The sequence below is a fragment of the Crossiella sp. CA198 genome (assembly GCF_052078295.1).
GTDB lineage: Bacteria > Actinomycetota > Actinomycetes > Mycobacteriales > Pseudonocardiaceae > Crossiella.
The window spans coordinates 1-21,256 of sequence record NZ_JBQJIM010000038.1; the positions used below are offsets into that span (position 1 = coordinate 1).

The following is a 21,256-nucleotide window of genomic DNA, read 5'->3' on the forward strand; positions in this document are numbered from 1 at the left end:
GTCGGCTTCATTCGGGGTTGGGTTACCGACCTCCTGCGGAGGTTTTGGCCGGGTGGTTTGTGAACCAGTCGGTGGCGTGATATTTTCCTTTTGGGTCGAGTCCGGATTTTTCGGGGCACGTCAGTACCAGTTCGGCCAACACCATGTACGACAACGGCCAACACACCGTGGCTCGGAATCAGGCCGCGGCCGGCCGGTCGCGCACGAGGGTCCGCGAGCGCACCAGTAACCGCCCGTCCCTGCGCACCAGTTCGTCGGTGACCGCGAAGGTCGACTCGAAGCGCACCTTGCCCTCCTTGTCCGTCAGGGTGACCAGTGAGCAGTAGCCGACGGTGAGATCCCCGTCGGCGTCCTGCTCGATCTCGTAGTGGTCGTTCCAGTGCCGGGGCACGTTCTCCCGGTACCGCGGCAGCGCGGCCTCGGCGAAGGCCCGCATCGCCGCCCTGCCCTCGAGCTTCTTGCCGTGGTGGACGTGGTGGGTCACCCCGTCCTCGGTGAAGGTGCCCAGATAGCCGTCCAGGTCCAGCCGGTCCAGCAGGGACATCTGCCGGGCGTAGAACCTCAGCACCTCGACGTAGCGCTCCGCGCCTACCTCCGCCATGCCCCGTTCCTTTCCTTGGTGGTCAACACCATCGTGGTCAGCACCGCCCCGGCGCCTAACCGAGTCCGACCCGGCGGACGGCGGCCACCGGCTCGGGCTGGTCAAGATCCAGTTCGGAACGCAGCACGGCCTGCTGGAGGTTGCGCAGCCGCACCGAGGGCTCGACGCCCAGCTCCTTGTTCAGCGTGTTGCGCAGGGTCTTGAACGCCTGCAGGGCCTGCCACTGCCGTCCCGACCGGTACAGCGAGACCATGTAGTGCGCGCAGAGGTTCTCGTGCATGGGATGCCGGGCGGTCAGCACAGTCAGCTCGCTGAGCACCGCCTGGTGCCTGCCGAGTCCGATGTCCGCCCCGATCCGCGCCTCCAGCGCGTTGAGCCTGCTCTCCTCCAGCCGGGCCACCTCGATGCTCAGCGGCATCCCGATCCGGACGTCGACCAGGGCCTGCCCGTGCCACTTGGCCAGTGCCATGCCGAGAAAACGGGACGCCGCCTCGAAGTCCCGTTCCTCCACCGCCCGGTTGCCCTCCTGGATGAGGGCCTCGTACGCGCGGACGTCGACGTTGTCCGGGTCGATGTCGAGCACGTAGCCGTCGAAGCGGGTGAGCAGCACGTCCTTGGCGGTGCCGCTGGCCTCCGGCGGCATCGCGGACTCGATCAGCCTGCGCAGCTGCAGGATGTAGGTCTGAAGTGTGGTCCGGACGCTGAGCGGGGGGCGATCACCCCAGAGCTCCTCGATCAGCGTCGGGACCGAAACGATCTTCCCTGCGTGCAGCGCGAGCAGCACCAGGACCTGTCGTGGCTTGGCGGCGGTGGGTGCCACCGACCGCCCATTCAATGTTGCCTCTAACTCTCCTAGAAGACGTACCTGCATTACAAAAGCCCCCAGAGATACGGATTCAGCTGATGAGGTTGCTTACCCCAGGAATCCACGATGCTACGTCGTCGTAGGCGGGATCTGCCGCTGTATTCAGCGACCAGTTAACCATGCCTTGCCCCCAGACCGCCCAGTACACGGCCTGCCGATCAGCCTAGGGGGTGATCGCGAGATGGTCGAGCAACCCGCTCGAACCTGACTCAAATCCCCAGCGCGGAATTTTCCGTACAAACATGTCTTGACAAGGTGAACGATTTTCTGATACCTGCCCTAAGTACACTATCTCATTTTTATAACGCAGGTGGTAAATCGAGCAACCGTCAATAGGGAACTTTTACACGTTAGTAGTTACCCAAGCCGCCACACACGTTGAGCGCCTGGGCGGTGATCGCGGCGGCCGCGTCCGTGGTCAGGTAGCCGACCAGGCCCGCGACCTCCTCCGGGGTGGAGTAGCGGCCGAGCGGGATCTTGGCGTTGAACTTGGCCAGCACCTCCTCCTCGGTGGTGCCCCAGTACTGGGCGAAGCCCTGCCGGACCCGGACCGCCATCGGGGTCTCCACATAGCCGGGGCACACCGCGTTGACCGTGATCCCGGACTTGGCCAGCTCGAAGCCGACCGACTTGGTGAACCCGATGACCGCGTGCTTGGAAGCGGTGTAGGGCGCGGCCAGCATGACGCCCTGCTTGCCCGCGGTGGAGGCGATGTTGACGATCCGGCCCCAGCCGGAGCCGGCCATGCCGCCGGCGTTGAGCACCTCCCTGGTCAGCCGGAACACACTGTTCACATTGGTGTTGAACACCTCATGCCAGATCGCCTCGTCCATGGTGGCGATCTCGCCGCCGCCACCGCGGCCCGCGTTGTTGACCAGGATGTCGATCCGGCCGAACCGGGCCACCGCGGCGGCCACCGCGGCCTGGATGTCCTCGGGCGAGGTGACATCGCAGGAGGTGCCTTCCGCGGTGCCGCCCTGATCCCGCAGCTCCTTCAGCACCGTGGCCACCCGCTCGGCGTCGCGCGCGCAGCCGAAGACGGCGATGCCCTGCGCGATGAGGTTCTTCGCCACGGCCAGGCCGATCCCGCTGCTGACACCGGTGACGAAGGCGATCTTCTGGTTGCTCATGTCGTTGTCCTCCAAAGGGTTCAGGCGGCGGGTCAGGCAGCGCAGGGCGGCAGGCCGCCGTGGAACTCGGCCATCTCCCGGAACGAGGCGCCCACGTCCAGCCGCGCGCCCGGCGCGAGGCCGTCCAGCTCGGCGTAGGCGCGGTGCAGGTTGCCCACCAGCCGCTCGGGGTCGACCAGGGCGGCGAACGGGCCGAGGTCGGCGGCCCTGGCCACCTCCAGCGCGGACTGCCCGGTGCGCAGCCCGTCCTTGGCCAGTTCGCGCACCCAGCGCAGGTACGCCTCGGTGGCGTCCAGCACCTCGGGTCCGGCCACCGGGCCGTGCCCGGAGACGACCACCGCCGGGTCCAGCGCGCGCATCCGGTCCAGCGCGCGCAGCGAGCCCTCGATCGAGCCCATCAGCACGTACGGAGTCACTCCCGACCACACCACGTCACCGGCGAAGAGCACCCGCCGCCGCGGCACCCAGGCGATCACGTCGCTGGCGGTGTGCGCCGGGCCGACCAGCTCCAGTTCCACGGTCAGCTCGCCCACGTGCAGCCGCAACCGGTCCTGGAAGGTCACATCGGGCAGGGTCAGCTCCAGCTCGCCCCACTCCACCCCCGGCCACAGCCCGCACAGCGCCAGCCCGGCCTCCGCGCTGTCCGCGCGGGTCTGCTCGTGCGCGATCACCGTGGCCTTCGGGGTGAACTCGGTGTTGCCGAAGACGTGGTCGCCGTGGAAGTGCGTGTTGACCAGCAGGTCCGGCCCGCCCGGCACGATCAGTTCGGTCTGCCCGCGCAGCCGCCGGGCCCTGGCCTGGGTGGCCGCGGTGTCGATGAGCACCGCGTGGCCCTGGGAGACGATCAGCCCGGCGTTGTTGAGGCACCAGCCGCCGGGCAGCTGCTCGTAGGCGTGCACACCGTCGGCGATCTCCCGCAGCGTCGGCTCGGCGGACATCAGACCACCTCGGCGAAGCGCTGCAGGGTCTCGCCGGGGCTGGGGCCGTCCAGGGCCTGGAAGATCCGCTCGGCGTCCGGGCCGTGCTTGTCCAGCCGGACGTGCGCCAGCTCCACCCTGGTCTGACCGGGACCGGCCGGAGTGAAGCTCACCTCGATCTCGCTGGCCCGCTCGTCATCCGGGATGGACTGCCAGCGGCCGTCCACCCGCCAGGTCATCCGCAGCCCGTGCGGCGGGTTCCACTCCAGCACCACGCCCCAGGCGATCTGATTGCCCTCGGCGTCCCACTCGTAGTACCGGCCGCCGACGCCCGGCTCCATGGCCAGACCGATCCGCGGCGTGCGCAGCAACACGTGCGAAGGCGGCCACCAGTCGGCGGGCCGCTGGGTGAAGGCCTCGAAGCACTGCAGCGGGCTGGCCCGCACCACGACTGACTTGCGCACGTCCGGGATGACGCGTTGGGGCATGGGTCCTCCGACCACGAGTTGCTCGGCACTGACCGGGTCAGGCTCGCCGGGGCGGCTCGATCTCCTTTTGAACGGGCCTGGACCGTGAGTCGAGAGACCGCCCGCACGCTGCGCCCTGACGGCATCTCAAGGAGGCCCCATGGCCCGACGGGCAGTCATTACTGGAATCGGCGTGACCGCGCCGGGAGGGATCGGGACGCAGCCGTTCTGGGACCTGCTGGTCAGCGGCCGGACCGCGACCCGCAGGATCACCGCGTTCGACCCGGCCGCGCACCGCTGCCAGGTCGCCGCCGAAATCGACTTCGATCCGCTGTTACACGGCCTGACCCGGCAGGAGGTCAGACGGACCGACCGCGCGACCCAGCTGGCGCTGGTCTCGGCCAGGGAGGCGGTGCGCGACAGCGGCCTGGTCATCGACGGCGAGCTGGCCGAGCGCACCGGGGTGGCGCTGGGCAGCGCGGTCGGCGGCACCACCACGCTGGAGCGGGAGTACGCGGTGTTGTCCAACGGCGGCAAGGACTGGGTGCTCGATCCCGGCTACGCCGTGCCGCACCTCTACGAGGGCTTCCTGCCCAGTTCGATCGCGGCCGAGGTGGCCGTGCGCACCGGCGCGCTCGGCCCGGCCTCGGTGATCTCCACCGGCTGCACCTCGGGCATCGACTCGGTCGGCTACGCCGCCGAGCTGGTCAGGGACGGGGCGGCCGACGTCATGATCACCGGCGCCACCGACGCGCCGATCTCGCCGATCACTCTCACCTGCTTCGACTCGATCAAGGCCACCTCGGCCCGCAACGACGATCCGGCCACGGCCTGCAGGCCCTTCGACCGCAACCGCACCGGGCTGATCCTGGGCGAGGGTTCGGCCGTGCTGGTGCTGGAGGAGTACGAGCACGCCCGGCGGCGCGGCGCCACCATCTACGCGGAGGTGGCCGGGTACGCCGCCCGCTGCAACGCCTTCCACATGACCGGGCTCAAGGCCGACGGCCGGGAGATGGCCGAGGCGATCAACCTGGCGATGGCCGAGGCCGGGCTGAACGCCGAGGACATCGACTACGTCAACGCGCACGGCTCCGGCACCAAACAGAACGACCGGCACGAGACCGCGGCGGTCAAGCGCAGCCTCGGCGACCACGCCTACCGCACGCCGATGAGCGGGATCAAGGCCATCGTCGGGCACTCCCTTGGCGCCATCGGCTCGATCGAGATCGCCGCCTGCGCGCTCTCGATCAAGCACGGGGTGGTGGTGCCCACGGCCAACCTGACCGAGGCCGATCCCGAGTGCGACCTGGACTACGTGCCCGGCGCCGCGCGGGAGCGGCGACTGGACGCGGTGCTCACCGTGGGCAGTGGCTTCGGCGGCTTCCAGAGCGCGCTGGCGCTCACCTCGGGAGGGCGGGCGGCATGAGTGATCAGGACGTGGTGGTGACCGGTATCGGCGTGCTCGCGCCGAACGGTACCGACACCGAAAGCTATTGGGCGGCAACGCTCAAGGGTGAGTCCGCGATCCGGCCTTTCACCCGCTTCGACACCACCGGCTACCCGGTCCGGCTGGCCGCGGAGGTGCCGGAGTCCGAGGCCGAACTGGCCTTCCCGCGCAAGCTGCTGCCGCAGACCGACCGGCTCACCCGGCTGGCCATGGTGTGCGCGGACGCGGCACTGGCCGACGCGGCGGTGGATCCGGCGGCGCTGGCCGAGTACTCGATGGGCGTGGCCGTCTCCGGCGCCACCGGCGGGCTGGAGTTCGGCCAGCAGCAGCTGCAGAAGCTGTGGGGCCAGGGCTGGGAGGAGGTCAGCCCGTACATGTCCTTCGCCTGGTACTACGCGGTGAACTCGGGCCAGATCTCCATCCGCAACGGCATGCGCGGCCCGAGCGGGGTAGTGATCTCCGAGCAGGCCGGCGGCCTGGACTCGCTGGCCTTCGCCCGCAGGCGGGTGCGCAAGGGCACCGCGGTGATGACCGCAGGCGGCTTCGACAGCATGCTGTGCCCCTACGGCCTGTCCACCCTGTCGGTGGCCGCCGGGGTGTGCCGGGGCGACGATCCGGACCGGGCCTACCTGCCCTTCCACCCGGACAGCGGCGGCTTCGTGCCAGGTGAGGGCGGCGCGGTGCTCATCCTGGAGTCCCGGGCCGGGGCGGCGCAGCGTGGCGCGCCCTCGGTGTACGGGGTGCTGGCCGGGCACGGCGCGGCCTTCGACCCGGACCCGATCGGCGGCGGCGCCCTGGTGCGGGCGGCGCGGGCCGCGCTGACCGAGGCCGGGCTCACCGCGGCGGACGTCGACGTGGTCTTCGCCGACGCGGCGGGCGTGCCCGCCCTGGACACCGCCGAGGCCACCGCGCTGCGCACCCTGTTCGGCGACCGGCGGGTCCCGGTCAGCGCACCGAAGGCACTGGTGGGCAGGCTGCTCTCCGGCGGGTCCGCGCTGGACGCGGCCACCGCCTTGCTCAGCCTGCGCGACGGCATGATCCCGGCGGTGCCGGGCATCGAGCCGGAGCAGACCGATCCGGCGCTGGACCTGGTGGTGGGTTCGCCGCGGGCGCGGGAGATCGGCACCGCGCTGGTGCTCGCCCGCGGTCACGGCGGATTCGCCTCGGCCATGGTGCTGACCAGGCCGTGAACAACGAGAACGGGGCGGGTGCGCTAGCTGCGCGCCCGCCCCGTCCGGCTGTCCGGGAGCGGTGCCTCAGACCGTGGACCCGGCCAGCGCGACCTGCTGGTTGACCAGGTCGAGCAGGTGCCGGGGGGTCTCGATGTCCGCGGCCGCCGACTCCGGAATCTTGATCTTGAAGTGCCGTTCCAGCCTGCTCGTGGTGTCGATGATCGCGAGCGAGTCGAAGCCCAGGTCCATCAGGTTGGTGTCCAGGACGTCGCCGTCCAGGTCGACGGACTCGTCCTCGCCCACCGCGCGGGCCAGGAACTCCTTCAGCTCGTCCAGGGTCAGCTGGGTACTCATGCGGAGATCACCTTCATTCTGTGGTTCGGTCGGGGGTCAGCGCGCTTCGACGTGCTCGCGCGCCTTGGCCAAGGTCGCCCGGCTGTTCGCGCCGAGTGCGTTGCGCACCGCGGTCCGGGCCGCCGCCAGCGACTCCGGCGGCGCAGGCAGGGCGGCGATGCCCTCGGGGTCCAGGAACACCTGGTGCCGGGCGGTCACCAGGACCCGGCCGTCGGCGGTCGGCTCGAACAGCCATTCGCCGTTGTGCGCCCGCAGCGCCGCCGGCAACTTGACCTGCTTGTAGGAGATGCGCCGGTTCGGCTCGCAGACCCGGCCGGAGATCGTGGTGTGCACCGAGCCGTCCGGTGAGCGGGTGTCCATCTCCATGTGCTGCAAGCCGGTGGTGTCCTCGCGCAGGTCCAGGCGCACCACGTGCGGCAGCCGCTCTGGCCACTTGGCCGCGTCGTAGAGGAAGTCGTAGACCTGCTCGATCGGCGCGGCGAAGGTCTCGGTGTCGGCGAACTCGAACAGCAGCTCGGCCTCCTCCGCCGCGCGCTCGGCCACCCGCTTGAGATTGGCCAGTTCGGCCACGCTGTTGGTCTCCACCGCGCTGGCGATCCGGGCCAGGTTCGCCGGATCGTCGCCGACGGCCCGGTAGTGGTGGTCTAGCACGATCACGCAGCCGCCGTCGGATTCCGGGCGCACCGTCCAGATCCCGCCCATCGCCGCCACCGGGTCCGCGGTCACGACCTGCTCGAACTCCACCCGGAACCGGTCGGGGAACAGCCTGCGGCGGGATTCCCAGCTGCGCAGGTCGCCGTTGGCCAGCGCGCAGATCCGGATGCGTTCCTCGGTGTCGTCACCCGCGATCCGCTCGGCCCGCACCGTGGGCGGGAAGTACAGCGGCCACCGGGACACGTCGGCGACGATCCGGTAGACCGCCGCCGCCGGTGCGGCCACCTCGATCCGGTGGGTGACCTCGGTGCGGGTCGATTCGGTGCTGGTCATCAGGCGCCTCTCGTGGTCGGAACGGGCGAGGCCAGGGCGAGCCGCGCCGCGGTGGTGGTGTCCTGGTCGAGCTGGTCGCCCCGGTGCCGGTCGGGCAGCAGCGGCAGCACCCGGCCACCGCCCTTGACCACCGAGGGCTGGCGGCGGCCCAGCACGCTCAGGCTGGTGCCCGGCCCGGCCTCCACCAGCACGCAGTCACCCTGCTCGGCCAGCAACCTGGTCAGCGTCGGCGCGAAATACACGGTGTCGGCGGCCTGGTTGGCCCAGAACACCGGATCCCGCGCGGTCTCGGCGGTGAGCACGCCCTGGGTGTAGGCGGAGTAGAGCGTCAGCCGCGGCGGCGAGAGCGGCACCGAGCGCCAGCCGGGCAGCGAGGCGGTCACCGCCCGCGCCACCACCGGGCTGTGGAATGCCTGCCTGGCAAGCACATCCCGGCAGACCAGGTGCCGTTCGGTCAGCGTCCGGGCCGCCTCGGCCAGTGGTTCGGCCTCCCCTGCCAGCAGCAGCTGACGGGGCGCGTTCACCGCGGCCAGGTGCACCCGCTCGCCGAGCACGTCGGCGACCTCGGCCACCGAGGCCGACACCGCGAGCATCCCGCCCGGCGGAGTGCGGGCGAACTCGGTGATCCGCTCGTCCATCAGCCGGATGCCGTCGGCGAACTCCAGCACCCCGGCCAGGGTGGCCGCGGCCATCTCGCCAACGCTGTGCCCGAGCAGTGCCACCGGGCGCACGCCCCAGTCCAGCACCATCCGGCCCATCGCGTGGTTGACCGCGTAGAGCAGCGGCTGGGCCACCGAGACGTCGTCGTAGTCCGGCGGGGGTTCGGCGGCCAGCCACGCCGCGCGCAGCCGGGGCCCGTCCGCGCCGAACAACTCGAAGGCCCGGTCCATCCAGTAGGTGAAGGTCTGCTCGTGCTGGTAGAGGCCGGCCGCCATCCGCGGGTGCTGGGCGCCCTGGCCAGGGAACAGCAGCACGACCGGCGGCTCGGACCGCGCTGTCACTGGTGACATCTCCGATCCCTTTCCTCGGTTGGGCCGAGGGTGCGGGCGGCCTGTCGAGGCTCGCCTGAGCCTGGCCGGATCGCGGCCGGGAACCACCGGCAGGTCAAGCCCGCTTCCACGGGCATTCAAGGTGGCCTGGCGACCCTGAGCCTCGGGAATTTCCTATTTGTGGAGGTCGAGCTGAGCGCCATGACCACTGAACCGCCACCGCCCGGCCAGTCCGAGTTCCATAGTCAGGAACCGGTGTGGTCCGGCGCGACCGAAGACGGACTCGAATACGCGACCATCACGGTCCCGCTGAATTACGCCGATCCCGGCGGCGAAAAGCTGTCAATTGCCCTCAGTCGGAAAAAGGCGACGGACCCGGCCCGGCGACGCGGCATCCTGCTCACCCTCAACGGTGGCCCCGGCGGCTATTTCGGCCTCGGCACCCGTTTCCCGGCCGCGCTGGCGCACACCCGGCTGACCGAGCGCTACGACGTGATCGGGTTCGACCCCCGGGGCACCGGCGGCTCCACCCCACTGCTCGCCGAGATCACCCCTGTCCAGGCGAAACCCGACTCCAGGCCGCCGGATGGCCTGCTGGTCACCATCGCCGAGGACGCCAGGGCGCGCGAGCAGGGCGCCCACCGGGCAGGTGGTCCGCAGCGCCCGCACTTCAGCACCCGCAACGTGGTGCGGGACATGGACGTGATCCGGGCCGCGCTGGGTGAAGACAAGATCAATTACCTTGGCTACACCTACGGCACCTATGCCGGCGCGGTCTACGGCGCGCTGTTCCCGGACCGGCTGGACCGCAACGTGCTCGATTCCTGCGTGCACCCGGACTGGTCCTGGCGGGAACAGCTCATGGCACAGGGACCGGCAAACCGGGCAAATCTCGATAAATGGGCGGAATGGGTCGCGGGACGATCCGGACATTTCTCGCTCGGCGATTCCGCCGCGGCGGTGCTGGCCACCGTCGAGGAGGCGGTGGCCGCGCTCGGCGCCCAGCCGGAGAGCACCGGGTTGCGCACCCTGCTGGACTGCGCGCTGGCCTCCCGCTCGGCGGACCGGGCCCGCTGGGAGGAGCTGGGCAGGCTGGTCGCCGATCTGCGCACCGGCGACAAGGGGCTGGCCGAGAAGTGGCTGGCCGACGAGCGGATCTGGCCGCCGACGGAGACCGAGGGCGCGACCCGCTGCGGGGTGCTGGACGCGGTGATCGCGGAGAAGGACTGGCCGACCGACCTGGAGACCTACTACGCGGACATGCGCGAGTACCGGGAGAAGTACCCGTACGGCAACTGCGTGATGCGCGCCCAGCCGTTCAGTGGCGCCTTCCGCACCTTCACCCCGCCGGAGCGGCCCGTCACGCTGCGCCGCGAGGGCTACCCGGCCGGGCTCGTCGTGCACGCCGACGGCGACCCGATCGACTACTACCCGGGTGGCGCGGCCCTGGCGGAGCGGCTGGGCCACCGGCTGATCACCGTCGAGGACTCCGGCCAGCACGAGATCTACGCCTTCCGCGGCAACGCGGCAGTGGACGAGCTGGTCGAGCGGTACCTGCTGGACGGCGAGCTGCCTGCCGCGGACACCGTGTGCGCGAGCACCGTGCCGCGGCCGAGTCTGCCCGTCTGACCCCTGGATCCCCCATCCCACACCGAGGTTGGTGATGACATGTACGGCGCGGCCTACGCCGAGATCTACGACCTGATCTACGCCAGTCGTGACAAGGACTACGCGGGCGAGTCGACCGAGTTGGCCGCGCTGGTGCGCGCGCGCAAACCCGATGCCGCCTCGCTGCTGGACGTGGCCTGCGGCACCGGCGGGCACCTGGCCCACCTCAAGCAGGAGTTCGGCACCGTTGCCGGGCTGGAGCAGTCCGAGCACATGATCGCGCGGGCCAACCGGGCGATGCCGGATATCCCGGTGTACCAAGGCGATATGCGTGATTTCCACGTCGAGCGGACCTTCGACGCGGTGGTCTGCATGTTCAGCTCGATCGGCTACGTCGGCAGCACCGCCGCGCTGGACAGCACGCTGAAGAGCTTCGCCCACCACCTGAACCCGGGCGGGGTGATCATCATCGAGCCCTGGTACTTCCCGGACGGCTTCCTGCCGGGCTACATCGCCAACGACCTGGTCCGCACGGAGGACCGGGTGACGGTGCGGGTGTCGCACTCCACCAGGGAGGGCGACCAGGTGCCGATGACCGTGCACTACATCGACGCGCAGCGGGACGCGGGCATCAAGCACTACACCGATGTGCACTGGATGACCCTGTTCGAGCGCGAGCAGTACGAGGCGGCCTTCGAGCAGGCCGGGTGCCGGGTGGAGTACCTGCCGGGCGGCCGGTTCAACTGCGGCCTGTTCGTCGGCACGCGCACCGATCAGCCACTGCGCTGAGCAGCACACGCCGCTGGGCCGGTCCCGATATCGGAGACCGGCCCAGCGGCGTTTTACGTTGGTAACAAAGAGGTTTTCAGCTTCCGGCGACGACCTGTTCGGCCACCGCGGTCCGCCACATGTCCCGCAGCGAGTCTGTCAGGGGGATCCGCGGCGACCAGCCCAGCAGGTCCCTGGCCAGTCCGATGTCGACCTGGGTCCAGTCCCCGCCGAGGCTGACCACCCGCCGGTTCCGCTCCCGCAGCATCTCCGGCGGCAGTCCGGCCGCGGCGACGAAGGTGCGCACCAGCTCGCGGATGGTGACCGCCCGGCCGCTGCCGAGGTTGATCACCCGGCCGGTCACCGGCGCCCCGGCGGCCAGCCGGACCGCTTCGGCGGCGTCGCGCACGTCCAGGTAGTCCCTGGTCGCCTCGGTCACGGTCACCGTCATCGGCACGCCGGAGTCCAGCGCGGTGCACAGCATGGCGATGAGTTTCCCGACGAAACTGGCCGGAGAGGGGTGCGGCCCGGAGATGTTGGACAGCCGCAGCACCACCGCGTCCACCGCACCGGCGGCGGCCGCGTCCAGCACCGCGAGCGAGCCGTCCAGCTTGGTCCGGGTGTAGGGGGTGCGCGGGTCCGGCGCCAGGTTCTCATCAATCAGCGTCCCGGCCGGCACCTCGCCGTATTCCAGGATGGTGCCCATGTGCACCAGGCGCGGCCGCCAGGGCAGCGCGCCGACCGCGCCGATCACCGCGCGGGCCAGGCCGACGTTGCCGCGGGCCAGTTGCTCCTCGGTGTTGGCCCAGCCGTCGGTGGCATTGGCCGCGTCGGTCGCGTTGACCACCACGTCCACCCGCTCGGCGCGGAGCAGGTCGGTGATCGTCTCCGGCGCGGCCAGCGCCAGGTCCAGCCGGGCGAACCGGTGCTCGGCCAGGTAGGGCGCTGGGTTGCGCGCCACCACGATGACCTCGTCACCGTGCCGGGCGAAACTCGCGCACACCTGCCTGCCGAGCCATCCGGTGCCGCCGAGCACCGCCACCCGGGTCACCGCCGGCTACTTCGCGACGAGCTTCTCGAGCACGGGCACCAGATCCGCGGGCGAGGGCAGCTGGGCAATCTGGTCCCGCACCTCCCTGGCCCGCTCGCCGTAGCTCTCCTGCGCCAGCAGCGCCCCGGTGGCTTCCAGCAGCAGTTCCGGGGTCAGCTCCCGCGGCTCGATCCGGCGGATGGCGCCGAATTCGGCCAGCTTGCCGATCGCGGACAGCGGCTTGCCCATGCCAGGAATGACCACCTGCGGCAGACCGTGGGTCAGGCAGGTCATCATGGTGCCCGGCCCGCCGTGGTGCACCACGGCGTCACAGCCGGAGAGCACCGAGGTCAGCGACTGCCAGCCGACCGCGACCACCGAGCCGGGCAGCTCGCCCATCTGCGGCACCAGGAAGTCGGCCACCGCCACCACCAGTTCGGCCTCCAGCGTGCCCAGCGCCTTGAGCAGCTGCACCAGCACCGGCAGTCCACCGGCCTGCGGCTGCACCGAGCCCAGGGTGACCAGCAGCCGGGGCTTGGTCCGCGGCTGGAGCACCCACTCGGGCAGCAGGCCGGGCTCGCCGTAGGGCACGTATCGCATTGGCTGCGCGCCGGCGATGGAGTCGCCCAGCAGCGGCGGGGTGTTGTCGATGACCAGGTCGGCCTCGGGCAGCCGGTCCAGGCCGAAGCGGGCCAGTTCCGGCGCCAGCTCATCATTCAGCGCGGGCACGATCGGCAGATCGCCGGGACCGACGGTGTGCTTGACCCACGGCACCCCGTTGACCTTGGCCGCGATCGCGGCGGTGGCGAAGGAATAGGATTCCGCGACGATGAGGTCCGGCTTCCAGCGGGCCACCAGATCAACGGTGCCGTCCAGGGTCCGTTCGGCGAGCCGGGCGAATCCGGATCCGGTCATCCCGCCCATCTGATCGTGCGATTCGGGGAATTTGAGCGGATTGCCAGCGCGGTCCTTGCCCATCACATCGCGCATCTCGATCGGACCGGATACCGCGGCCATGGGCAGACCGGAACCGCGTACCACCGCGTCCCAATTCTCCGGCGCCGCGACCAGCACCTCATGCCCGGCCGCACGCAATGCCCAGGCCAGTCCGACAACCGGGAAGTACAGCGGGTGGGCGGGACCGGTGTTGACCAGAATCTTCATCTTCGCACCTTAAGGAATGAGGACAGGAGAGCTGGAACAGAGCACGGACCGGGTTTCGCGCGATTCCACAAATCTTCCCCGGCCGATATCTCACCAATCGCACAACATCCTGGTTCAGGGTGCTGGCGATTCCTCGAACGCGACTGGAGACCGGCTGGACGCGGTGGTCAGGCCGGGCCCAGCTCGGCCGCGATGGCCATCACGTACTCGCCGTAGGGCGAGCGGGCCAGCCGTTCGCCGAGCCGGTGGCAGTCCGCGGCGCTGATGAAACCCATCCGCAGCGCCACCTCCTCCAGGCAGGCGATCCGCGCGCCCTGCCGCGCCTCCAGGGTGCGCACGTAGTGGCCTGCCTGCAGCAGCGACTCCGGTGTCTCGGTCTCCAGCCAGGCGAACCCCCGGCCGAGGTCGACCAGCCTGGCCTGGTCCCGCCGCAGGTAGGCGCGGTGTACCTGGGTCAGGTCCGGCTCGCCGGGCCCTGCGGGCGGCAGGTTCTTGACCAGGTCGACCACCTCGTTGTCGTAGAAGCCGAGCCCGGTGACCGCCCGCCTGCCACGCCGGGACACCGGGTCAGCCCCGATCGAGCGCAGCCGCCCGTGCTCGTCCACCTCGGCCGCCCCGCACCGGCCCGGCTCGCCCACCGGTGAGCCGAACAGCACGCAGCCGAGCACGTCCGCGCTGTGCTCGGCCAGCACCGAATAGAAACGCTGGCCGTGGAAAATGTGGTCGCCGTGGATCAGCGCGACCGAATCCTCGCCGATGTGGTCGGCGCCGAGGACCAGCGCCTCGGCAATTCCACCCGGCTCGTCCTGGATCCGGTAGTCCAGACGCAGCCCCAGTTCCCCGCCGTCACCCAGCAGGTGCCGGATCCGGGGCAGTTCCGCGGGCGCACCGATCAGCAGAATGTCCCGGATACCGGCCAGCATGAGCACGCTGAGCGGATAGTAGATCATCGGTTTGTCACCGACCGGCAGCAGTTCCTTGGGCACCGCGAGCGTCATCGGGTGAAGTCGGCTCCCCGATCCGCCCGCGAGTATGATTCCCCGCATGCCCGCCTCCCGGTGTCTCGCCTGTCGCCCCAGCGGCGGGTGCAGTACCGCAGGCGCGGTCTGAGCCCAGCTCGACCACCACTCAATCCGGCGCGCATACGGTGCGGATATGTCTACCTGCCGCATCTGCCGGGGCCCGGTCTACCAGTTCTTCGATTTCGGCCAGCAGCCGATCTCCGATGCTTTCCGCAAGCCGGAGGACACCTCCGAAGAGTTCTTCTTCCACATGGCCATCGGCGTGTGCCAGCAATGCACGATGGTTCAGCTGATGTCCGAGGTGCCGAGGGAGAAGATGTTCCACGAGGAGTACGCGTACCACTCCTCGACCTCGGCGCGCATGCAGGAGCACTTCGCAGGCACCGCGCTGCGCCTGCTGGAGACCGAGTGCCGCGACGTGGCCGACCCGCTGGTGGTGGAACTCGGCTGCAACGACGGCATCATGCTGCGCACGGTGGCCGAGCGCGGGGTCCGCCACCTGGGCGTGGACCCCTCCGCCAACGTGGCCGAGGTGGCCGCGAGCAAGGGCGTGCGGGTCCGGGTCGCCTTCTTCGAGGAGTCGGTGGCCAAGGAGATCCGGGCGGCCGAGGGTCCGGCCCAGGTGATCTACGCGGCGAACACCGTCTGCCACATCCCTTACCTGGACTCGATTTTCCGCGGCGTGGACGCGTTGCTCTCCCCCTCCGGCGTGTTCGTCTTCGAGGACCCCTACCTCGGCGACATCGTCGAGCGGGCCAGCTTCGACCAGATCTACGACGAGCACTTCTACCTGTTCTCGGCCACCTCGGTGCAGGCCGCGGCCCGGCAGTTCGGCTTCGACCTGGTCGACGTCGAACGCCTGCCCACGCACGGCGGCGAGGTCCGCTACACCATCGGCCGCCCCGAGCACCGCCAGCCGAGCGCGCGGGTCGCCGAACTCATCGCCGAGGAACGCGACCGCGGCATCGACAACCTCGCCACCCTGGAGCAGTGGGGCACCGAGGTGAAGCGCAACTGCGGCGACCTGGTCACCCTGCTGCGCAAGCTCAAGGACGAGGGCGCCACCGTGTACGCCTTCGGCGCCACCGCGAAGAGCGCCACCGTCACCAACTACGCGGGCATCGGCCCCGACCTGGTGGCAGGCGTGTTCGACTCCACCCCCGGCAAGCAGCACCGCCTCACTCCCGGCGCCCACCTGCCGGTCCGCCCCATCGAGGAGTTCACCACCCCGTACCCGGACTACCTGCTGCTCTTCGCGTGGAACCACGCCGAGGAGATCATCAAGCGCGAGCAGGCATTCCGCGAGCAGGGCGGCAAGTGGATCCTCTACGTCCCCGACGTGCACCTGCTGTGACCAACCCGCCCCAGCCCCACCACCCCAGACGATCCCACCTGCACCGCGGGTGGGATCGTCCTTTGTGGACAGTCAGCGGTACGCGTCCTCCTCGACCACCCGTCTGACCTCACTCAGCGTCCGGCGCAGATCGGGCAGCCCGATCGACCCCAGCGCCAGCCGGAGTGCCTGTGGCACCTGGGCGGTGGCCGCGAACGCCTCGGCCGTGGAGACCGCGATGTGTTGCCGCGCCAGCGTCGCCGCGATCCGGTCCGCCCGCGCACTCTCGGCCAGCGGCAGCCAGAGGAAATAGGACGCCGGATGACCCGTGACGCGCAGCCCGTTGAAAACCTCGCGCGCGATGGCCTGCCGCGCACTGGCATCGGCGCGTTTCCGGGCTTCCAGCCGATCCACGGTGCCATCCACCAGCCAGCGGCAGGCGATCTCGGTGGCGAGCGCCGGGGTGCTCCAGGTGGTCGCCCGGATGACCCGGGCGATCGTCGCGACCCGATCATCAGGCGCCAGAACGAAACCAACCCGCAGCCCGGTGCCCACACTCTTGGACAGACTGGAGACATACACGGTGCGTTCCGGCGCCAGGGCCGCCAACGGCGGTGGCGGGTCCTCGACCAGGTAGGCGTAGGCGGCGTCCTCGATGACAATCAGGTCGTGCCGGCGCGCGATCGCCACCAGCCGGGCGCGCGCGGTCGCGGACATGACCCAGCCCAACGGGTTGTGCAGGGTCGGCATGGCGTAGACGGCCCGAACCGGCCGCTGTGCACACAGTCGTTCCAGCGCAACAAGATCCGGCCCAGCCCGCCCGCCAGGCACCGCCACCAGCTCCAGCCCCAGTGACTGCGCGAGCACCCTGAACCCCGGGTAGGTCAGCGCGTCCACCGCCACCACATCGCCGTGCTGGAGCGTGGCCATCGCGGTCGCCGCGAGCCCGTGCTGGGCGCCGCTGACGATGAGAACCTGCTCGGCGTGCACGGTCAGCCCGCGCCGCCGGAGGTGCCGGGCCACCGCGTCCCGGTCCTTGACCCGGCCGCGGGGCGGTTGGTAGCGCAGCAACGCGTCCAGATCGCCCGCGGTGGCCAGCTCCCGCAACGCCTGCCGCAACAGATCGGCCTGCCCGGGGATCGAAGGGTGGTTGAACCGGAGGTCGATGGCGTCCGCCGCCACGAACTGCTGGTCAACCCCCTCAGCGAGCAGCGCCAGATCACGCACGAACGTGCCCCGCCCCTGCTCCCCGCTGACCAGCCCCATCGCCTCCAGCTCGGCGTACACCCGCGAGGCGGTCACCAGCGCGATGCCCTCCCTGGCGGCGAGTTCGCGATGGGTGGGCAACCGGGTCCCCACCGGCCAGCGCCCCGACCGCAACTCCGCCGCGAGCGCGTCGACCATCCGCTTGTACCGAGGGATCCGCATGGGTCCCGATTGTATCCATGACAATTATTCGACTGTCATGGATAGCCGCTCCTAGGCTGCCGTCACCAGACCGGAAAGGAGCCGTCCATGCACATCGCGATCCTGACCTTCGAGGGCTACAACGAACTCGACTCCCTCATCGCCCTCGGCGTCCTCAACCGCGTCAAGCGCCCCGGCTGGCGGGTCACCATCGCCAGCCCCACCTCCACGGTCCGCTCGATGAACGGCGTGGTGATCGAGTCCATGACCGACCTGCCCGAGGCCTGCACCGCCGACGCCGTCATCATCGGCAGCGGAAAACAAACCCGCGAGGTCGTCGCCGACCCCACCATCATGACCACCCTGCGAAACCTCGACCCGTCCCGCCAGCTACTCGCCGCCCAATGCTCCGGCACCCTGGTACTCGCGAAACTCGGCCTGCTCACCAACATCCCCGCCTGCACCGACCTCACCACCCGCCCCTGGGTGGTGGCCGCCGGAGTCGAAGTCCTGAACCAGCCCTTCTACGCCAAGGACAACCTCGCCACCGCGGGCGGCTGCCTCGCCTCGCACTACCTGGCCGCCTGGATCATCGCCCGGCTGGCCGGGCCGGAAGCAGCGGAGGAGGCATTGCATTACGTGGCGCCGGTTGGAGAGAAGGAGGAGTACGTCGAGCGAGCCATGCGCAACGTGACTCCTTACCTGGAGTCCGAAGTCGCTGCCGTCTAGTACTGGCTGCCGATCCCCGGCCAGAAGCCGCGCTGGCCCGCCGTACTCAGGTTGACTGCGGTTCCGCCGCGCGGTCGGGACCTGCGACCAGGGCAGAACCTGGTCCACCAACTGACCAGTCGGGCGCATCTTGCCCAACCACGTCGCCACCGCGTCAATCGCCCGCGCGATCCCCGACACCCCGGACACCCGACCAGGTCGGCGGTGGTCTCCACCAGCAACTCCAACCCGCCGGCAACCTCACCGGCCGACAACAGCCGAAACCCGTCCAACCCGAACAGCACAGCAACAACCGACGCGGTAACGTCACCATCCACCTGGGGCTCCTTGATCGTGATCTATTAGCCGTGATCACGGATCGCGAGAGCCCCATGCCTCTGATCAGGTCATCTCAGCCTGGCGTGTCGCCCGGACGTCTCCCCACCGTTCCCAGGTTCGCGGAGAAGAGCCCGCATAGGTGGCTGATCGTGATCTGCGCCGGGGTGGCCACCGAGGCCACCACCGCTACAGTCAACCAAAGCCCATGGTTTATCAGGCACCAATTGAAACGACAACTTGTCAACCGCGACTCAGGATTATGGGACCATGCCTCAACGCCAGGAGAAAAACGGTATACAGCTACCCCTGTCCCGATCCAGCGACAAATCTCCGTCGTCCATCCCAGCCCTTGGGTGTTTCTAGCTGAGGCGCCTCCTGACGCACTTCGATACGCAACCCGGCCTCTTCGTCCGCCTGCACCAACGTTACCGAGAAACTTCGCTCTGGATACGCGCCGACCAGCCGAGCGAGCCAGGTCTGGACCAAGACGATAGCGAGACATTCCTGAGCATCGGAAACAACTTCGCCCGGCCCTCGCCATCCGCGAAATAGCTGATCGATTTCGAACCAATTATAGCTATCCACGGCATCAGGCCAGGCCATCGGCGGCCAGTCCGAGCGTGCATTAGCCAGCGGTGTCGTCAAACGAGAAGATATTTCGGTCTCATCAGCGCCACCCAGGACCACAAAGATGGCTCCATGCAGCTCAACCAATCTTGGCCAAAAAAGCCATGCAAAGCTGAGCGCCTGAAACAAATCCCCTTGCTGCCAAAAGTAGGAACTCGGATCATCTGAGTCAACCTCCGGAAATGCAGCCCGAAGGATCTGGCCAGCCTTAGCATCCAACATCGACTTCTCCCTAGTAGCCAGGCGGTAGATTCTCTCCCACTGCCGGGATTCCAAGCCCGCCACCTCTGGGGTAGTAGATTGGCGGGTCGACCCCGGAGTGCGGCTTACCTACACCTCGAAATCTCGGCCCCTTATCCCAGCCACTAGGATTTCTTTCATTCTTATTCCAGGTTTGGTATCGAGCCACGCGACCGTCAGCATCCCTTTCAAAAACTGTGTGATTACCTTCTGCTTTGGGATCGGGCTGAAGATCCTCAGCCCTTCCTCGTTTTGGAGCACTAGGACTCCCATTGCCACAGTTGTGCACGACGACGGGTGTCACCCCGGCCAGCGCATAGTACGTGTGGATGCCATCAACTGTCAGGTTGTGCACCCGTTGGATCGCGACACGTTCACTCGTAGCCACCACAGAAACCCGCGAACCAGCAGCGTCCAGCACCTGATCACCAGACTTCAGTTCACCGGCGTGCACCCAGCGACCCTGGTTGTCCACCCAGAACGGGTGATTGGCCGTGGCCACCACAGACCCGGTCGCCTCACCACGGTCACCATCGGTATCCACGGTGACCGTCACCAGATGCTTGACACTCTCACTGGTGACAGTGCCAACGACCTTGCGCGCGCCTGACTGCCCCTTCTCCGGATCAGCCGCCCGCACCCGATCGCCGATCCGTATCTCCTCGATCGGCTTACTCGACCCATCAGCCAGCAACACCCGCGTACCCGGCACAAAACTCTGCCTCGGACAAGACCCACCATTGGCCTTCAGATCATCCGCGATGCTGTCGACCTTGGCCAGCAACGCCTTCGCCGGCCGCACCTTGTCCAACCACGTCGCCACCGCGTCAATCGCCCGCGCGATCCCCGAAATAATCTTCCCCAACGTCGAGAAAATCTTCGCCGCCGGAATCAAGTTCAACGCCATCGACACACAGCCACCGACCTCGCCGAGGCCAGCAATCCGGAGCCAGGCCGGTGACGTACCCATACTCATATGAACCGAATCCGCGCCCCTCCATCAATCAATGAGGAGGCCGACACGGCAGCAGAGATGAAGTCCGTATCGAAACGTCACATCAGCGCGATATCAGTTGGCAACAAAGGACTCGACATCATCGAGCGCATCCTCTGCCCGACCACCCAATACGGGGTCCCCCAGCAGCTCCTTGAGCTTTTCAATCAATTTAGGACTAATAGCTCGATGAAGTCGAGCCACATGCCCCATACATGTCACAGACAAGGCCCTGATCTGCTCATCATTGCCAGGACCGACACATTCGAGCAGGACTCCTTCCAGCCATGTCCTATCAGGCTCATTGTAGGTTAACCCGAGCAGCGCATCCGTAGCCAGACCGATATCCGAGCTCCTAATGTCGGAAATCATATCTGCTCTCCAACCCTCCGGATCAAAGCTCCCCTCAGTCATCATGGAACCACTCTTCGCGCTGATGTCGGCTTGATTTGCACAGAAACGCCATCGACACGCAGCCGCCGACCTCGCCCTTGACGAAACAATCCTCCATATCGGTCAACCCGATGACGTCCTTCAACACATCACCAGCGACCTCAAGGACAACATCGATCACCCGCATCCGGGCCAGCCGCTTGGCCTCCCGGTACTCGTCATCACTCACCCCCGCCCCTCACGCGCAACCGGCAGTTCGAGGCCAATCTAGCTATCGCTGCCATACTTGCCCGAACCAACATCCGGCAGGTTGAAGAATCGATAGACAAAGGCCCTCTGGGATTCAACAGAGGCTACTTGCGACGAATCGGCTGCGGCGAAAATATCGACAATCTCAACTTCCTCTTCAGATCCCCCGAGAACCGCAGCATAGCGACCTAGTTCCATCTGTTGTTGCATCCCCGAAGGGAAAACATCCGGTCGAGCGCCTTGACAACAGAGTAGCATTCCTTCCTTTTCAAGCTCCACACGGGCATCCAAGAGGCACTTGAACAAGTCTGCCCCAGGAAATGATCTCCATTCCTTGTTCGACACTTTTAGCCGAAGCGCGATCTCTCCTCGGTCAACAACCTCAAGAGACACCGGAATTTCTATTGATTCCGAGTCGACAGCCAGCAGCTGAATTGATTCCACC

At 68.3% G+C, this 21,256-nt stretch carries 23 protein-coding genes; 6 read left to right on the plus strand and 17 right to left on the minus strand.

Annotated features, from left to right (window positions below):
* Positions 1-178 precede the first annotated feature (178 nt).
* The 5 genes from ACTOWY_RS40230 to ACTOWY_RS40250 all read right to left on the minus strand — a co-directional run bounded on the left by ACTOWY_RS40230 (position 179) and on the right by ACTOWY_RS40250 (position 4,001).
* Entirely contained in the window at positions 179-601 is a 423-nt protein-coding gene (locus ACTOWY_RS40230) for a nuclear transport factor 2 family protein (protein ID WP_441314854.1), read from the minus strand.
* Positions 602-656: 55 nt separating this feature from the next.
* A complete protein-coding gene (locus tag ACTOWY_RS40235) occupies positions 657-1,421 on the minus strand; it encodes an AfsR/SARP family transcriptional regulator (protein ID WP_441314855.1) in 765 nt (254 codons plus the stop codon).
* Positions 1,422-1,816: 395 nt separating this feature from the next.
* Positions 1,817-2,596 (minus strand): SDR family NAD(P)-dependent oxidoreductase, encoded by a 780-nt coding sequence (locus ACTOWY_RS40240; protein WP_441314856.1) that lies wholly within the window; start codon positions 2,594-2,596, stop codon positions 1,817-1,819.
* Between the two features lie 32 nt (positions 2,597-2,628).
* Positions 2,629-3,534, minus strand: a complete 906-nt coding sequence (locus ACTOWY_RS40245; RefSeq protein ID WP_441314857.1) for an MBL fold metallo-hydrolase — start codon at positions 3,532-3,534, stop codon at positions 2,629-2,631.
* Positions 3,534-4,001, minus strand: coding sequence for an SRPBCC domain-containing protein (locus ACTOWY_RS40250; RefSeq protein WP_441314858.1), 468 nt, complete (start codon positions 3,999-4,001; stop codon positions 3,534-3,536). Before ACTOWY_RS40250 ends, ACTOWY_RS40245 begins: the two co-directional genes overlap by 1 nt.
* Positions 4,002-4,140: 139 nt before the next feature.
* Between ACTOWY_RS40250 and ACTOWY_RS40255 the strand changes: the two genes are divergently transcribed.
* Together ACTOWY_RS40255 and ACTOWY_RS40260 are read left to right on the plus strand one after the other, a co-directional pair.
* Positions 4,141-5,406, plus strand: coding sequence for a beta-ketoacyl-[acyl-carrier-protein] synthase family protein (locus tag ACTOWY_RS40255; RefSeq protein ID WP_441314859.1), 1,266 nt, complete (start codon positions 4,141-4,143; stop codon positions 5,404-5,406).
* A complete protein-coding gene (locus tag ACTOWY_RS40260) occupies positions 5,403-6,617 on the plus strand; it encodes a beta-ketoacyl synthase N-terminal-like domain-containing protein (protein WP_441314860.1) in 1,215 nt (404 codons plus the stop codon). Before ACTOWY_RS40255 ends, ACTOWY_RS40260 begins: the two co-directional genes overlap by 4 nt.
* Before the next feature lie 66 nt (positions 6,618-6,683).
* On the opposite strand, the gene ACTOWY_RS40265 is transcribed toward ACTOWY_RS40260, so the two are convergent.
* The 3 genes from ACTOWY_RS40265 to ACTOWY_RS40275 are packed head-to-tail and all read right to left on the minus strand — an operon-like array spanning position 6,684 to position 8,950.
* Entirely contained in the window at positions 6,684-6,953 is a 270-nt protein-coding gene (locus tag ACTOWY_RS40265; protein ID WP_185001989.1) for an acyl carrier protein, read from the minus strand.
* A 36-nt stretch (positions 6,954-6,989) separates the two neighbouring features.
* Positions 6,990-7,940: an aromatase/cyclase gene (locus ACTOWY_RS40270; RefSeq protein WP_441314861.1), complete on the minus strand. Its 951-nt coding sequence runs from the start codon at positions 7,938-7,940 to the stop codon at positions 6,990-6,992.
* The gene (locus tag ACTOWY_RS40275; RefSeq protein ID WP_441314862.1) at positions 7,940-8,950 is read right to left on the minus strand and encodes an acyltransferase domain-containing protein; all 1,011 of its coding nucleotides are present in this window, start codon (positions 8,948-8,950) and stop codon (positions 7,940-7,942) included. The genes ACTOWY_RS40270 and ACTOWY_RS40275 overlap by 1 nt, the downstream gene beginning before the upstream one ends.
* Before the next feature lie 180 nt (positions 8,951-9,130).
* On the opposite strand from ACTOWY_RS40275, the gene ACTOWY_RS40280 reads away from it, so the two are divergent.
* Both ACTOWY_RS40280 and ACTOWY_RS40285 read left to right on the plus strand, forming a co-directional pair.
* Complete coding sequence (locus ACTOWY_RS40280; RefSeq protein ID WP_441314863.1) at positions 9,131-10,558, plus strand: alpha/beta fold hydrolase; 1,428 nt, start codon at positions 9,131-9,133, stop codon at positions 10,556-10,558.
* 39 nt (positions 10,559-10,597) lie between these two features.
* Positions 10,598-11,326 carry a class I SAM-dependent DNA methyltransferase gene (locus tag ACTOWY_RS40285; RefSeq protein WP_247758973.1) on the plus strand — a complete coding sequence of 243 codons (729 nt, stop codon included), beginning with the start codon at positions 10,598-10,600 and terminating at the stop codon, positions 11,324-11,326.
* A gap of 76 nt (positions 11,327-11,402) precedes the next feature.
* On the opposite strand, the gene ACTOWY_RS40290 is transcribed toward ACTOWY_RS40285, so the two are convergent.
* The 3 genes from ACTOWY_RS40290 to ACTOWY_RS40300 all read right to left on the minus strand — a co-directional run bounded on the left by ACTOWY_RS40290 (position 11,403) and on the right by ACTOWY_RS40300 (position 14,545).
* Positions 11,403-12,356 carry an NAD-dependent epimerase/dehydratase family protein gene (locus ACTOWY_RS40290; protein ID WP_441314864.1) on the minus strand — a complete coding sequence of 318 codons (954 nt, stop codon included), beginning with the start codon at positions 12,354-12,356 and terminating at the stop codon, positions 11,403-11,405.
* A 6-nt stretch (positions 12,357-12,362) separates the two neighbouring features.
* Positions 12,363-13,499: a nucleotide disphospho-sugar-binding domain-containing protein gene (locus ACTOWY_RS40295; protein WP_441314865.1), complete on the minus strand. Its 1,137-nt coding sequence runs from the start codon at positions 13,497-13,499 to the stop codon at positions 12,363-12,365.
* Positions 13,500-13,666: 167 nt separating this feature from the next.
* Positions 13,667-14,545, minus strand: coding sequence for a sugar nucleotidyltransferase (locus tag ACTOWY_RS40300; protein ID WP_441314866.1), 879 nt, complete (start codon positions 14,543-14,545; stop codon positions 13,667-13,669).
* 109 nt (positions 14,546-14,654) lie between these two features.
* Here ACTOWY_RS40300 and ACTOWY_RS40305 point away from each other — a divergent pair, with 109 nt between their 5' ends.
* Complete coding sequence (locus ACTOWY_RS40305) at positions 14,655-15,875, plus strand: methyltransferase domain-containing protein (RefSeq protein ID WP_441314867.1); 1,221 nt, start codon at positions 14,655-14,657, stop codon at positions 15,873-15,875.
* Positions 15,876-15,947: 72 nt separating this feature from the next.
* Here the strand turns inward: ACTOWY_RS40305 and ACTOWY_RS40310 are convergent, their stop codons facing one another.
* On the minus strand, positions 15,948-17,282 hold the full coding sequence (locus tag ACTOWY_RS40310) for an aminotransferase-like domain-containing protein (protein ID WP_441314868.1): 1,335 nt from the start codon (positions 17,280-17,282) through the stop codon (positions 15,948-15,950).
* A gap of 87 nt (positions 17,283-17,369) precedes the next feature.
* Here ACTOWY_RS40310 and ACTOWY_RS40315 point away from each other — a divergent pair, with 87 nt between their 5' ends.
* On the plus strand, positions 17,370-17,990 hold the full coding sequence (locus ACTOWY_RS40315) for a DJ-1/PfpI family protein (protein ID WP_441314869.1): 621 nt from the start codon (positions 17,370-17,372) through the stop codon (positions 17,988-17,990).
* Between the two features lie 618 nt (positions 17,991-18,608).
* Here the strand turns inward: ACTOWY_RS40315 and ACTOWY_RS40320 are convergent.
* The 5 genes from ACTOWY_RS40320 to ACTOWY_RS40340 all read right to left on the minus strand — a co-directional run bounded on the left by ACTOWY_RS40320 (position 18,609) and on the right by ACTOWY_RS40340 (position 21,255).
* Positions 18,609-19,157, minus strand: coding sequence for a hypothetical protein (locus ACTOWY_RS40320; RefSeq protein ID WP_441314870.1), 549 nt, complete (start codon positions 19,155-19,157; stop codon positions 18,609-18,611).
* Positions 19,158-19,167: 10 nt separating this feature from the next.
* The gene (locus ACTOWY_RS40325; RefSeq protein ID WP_441314911.1) at positions 19,168-20,082 is read right to left on the minus strand and encodes a polymorphic toxin-type HINT domain-containing protein; all 915 of its coding nucleotides are present in this window, start codon (positions 20,080-20,082) and stop codon (positions 19,168-19,170) included.
* Positions 20,083-20,244: 162 nt separating this feature from the next.
* Positions 20,245-20,586, minus strand: coding sequence for a hypothetical protein (locus ACTOWY_RS40330; RefSeq protein WP_441314871.1), 342 nt, complete (start codon positions 20,584-20,586; stop codon positions 20,245-20,247).
* The gene (locus ACTOWY_RS40335; RefSeq protein WP_441314872.1) at positions 20,576-20,791 is read right to left on the minus strand and encodes a hypothetical protein; all 216 of its coding nucleotides are present in this window, start codon (positions 20,789-20,791) and stop codon (positions 20,576-20,578) included. The genes ACTOWY_RS40330 and ACTOWY_RS40335 overlap by 11 nt, the downstream gene beginning before the upstream one ends.
* A 38-nt stretch (positions 20,792-20,829) precedes the next feature.
* Complete coding sequence (locus ACTOWY_RS40340; protein WP_441314873.1) at positions 20,830-21,255, minus strand: hypothetical protein; 426 nt, start codon at positions 21,253-21,255, stop codon at positions 20,830-20,832.
* Position 21,256 lies beyond the last annotated feature (1 nt).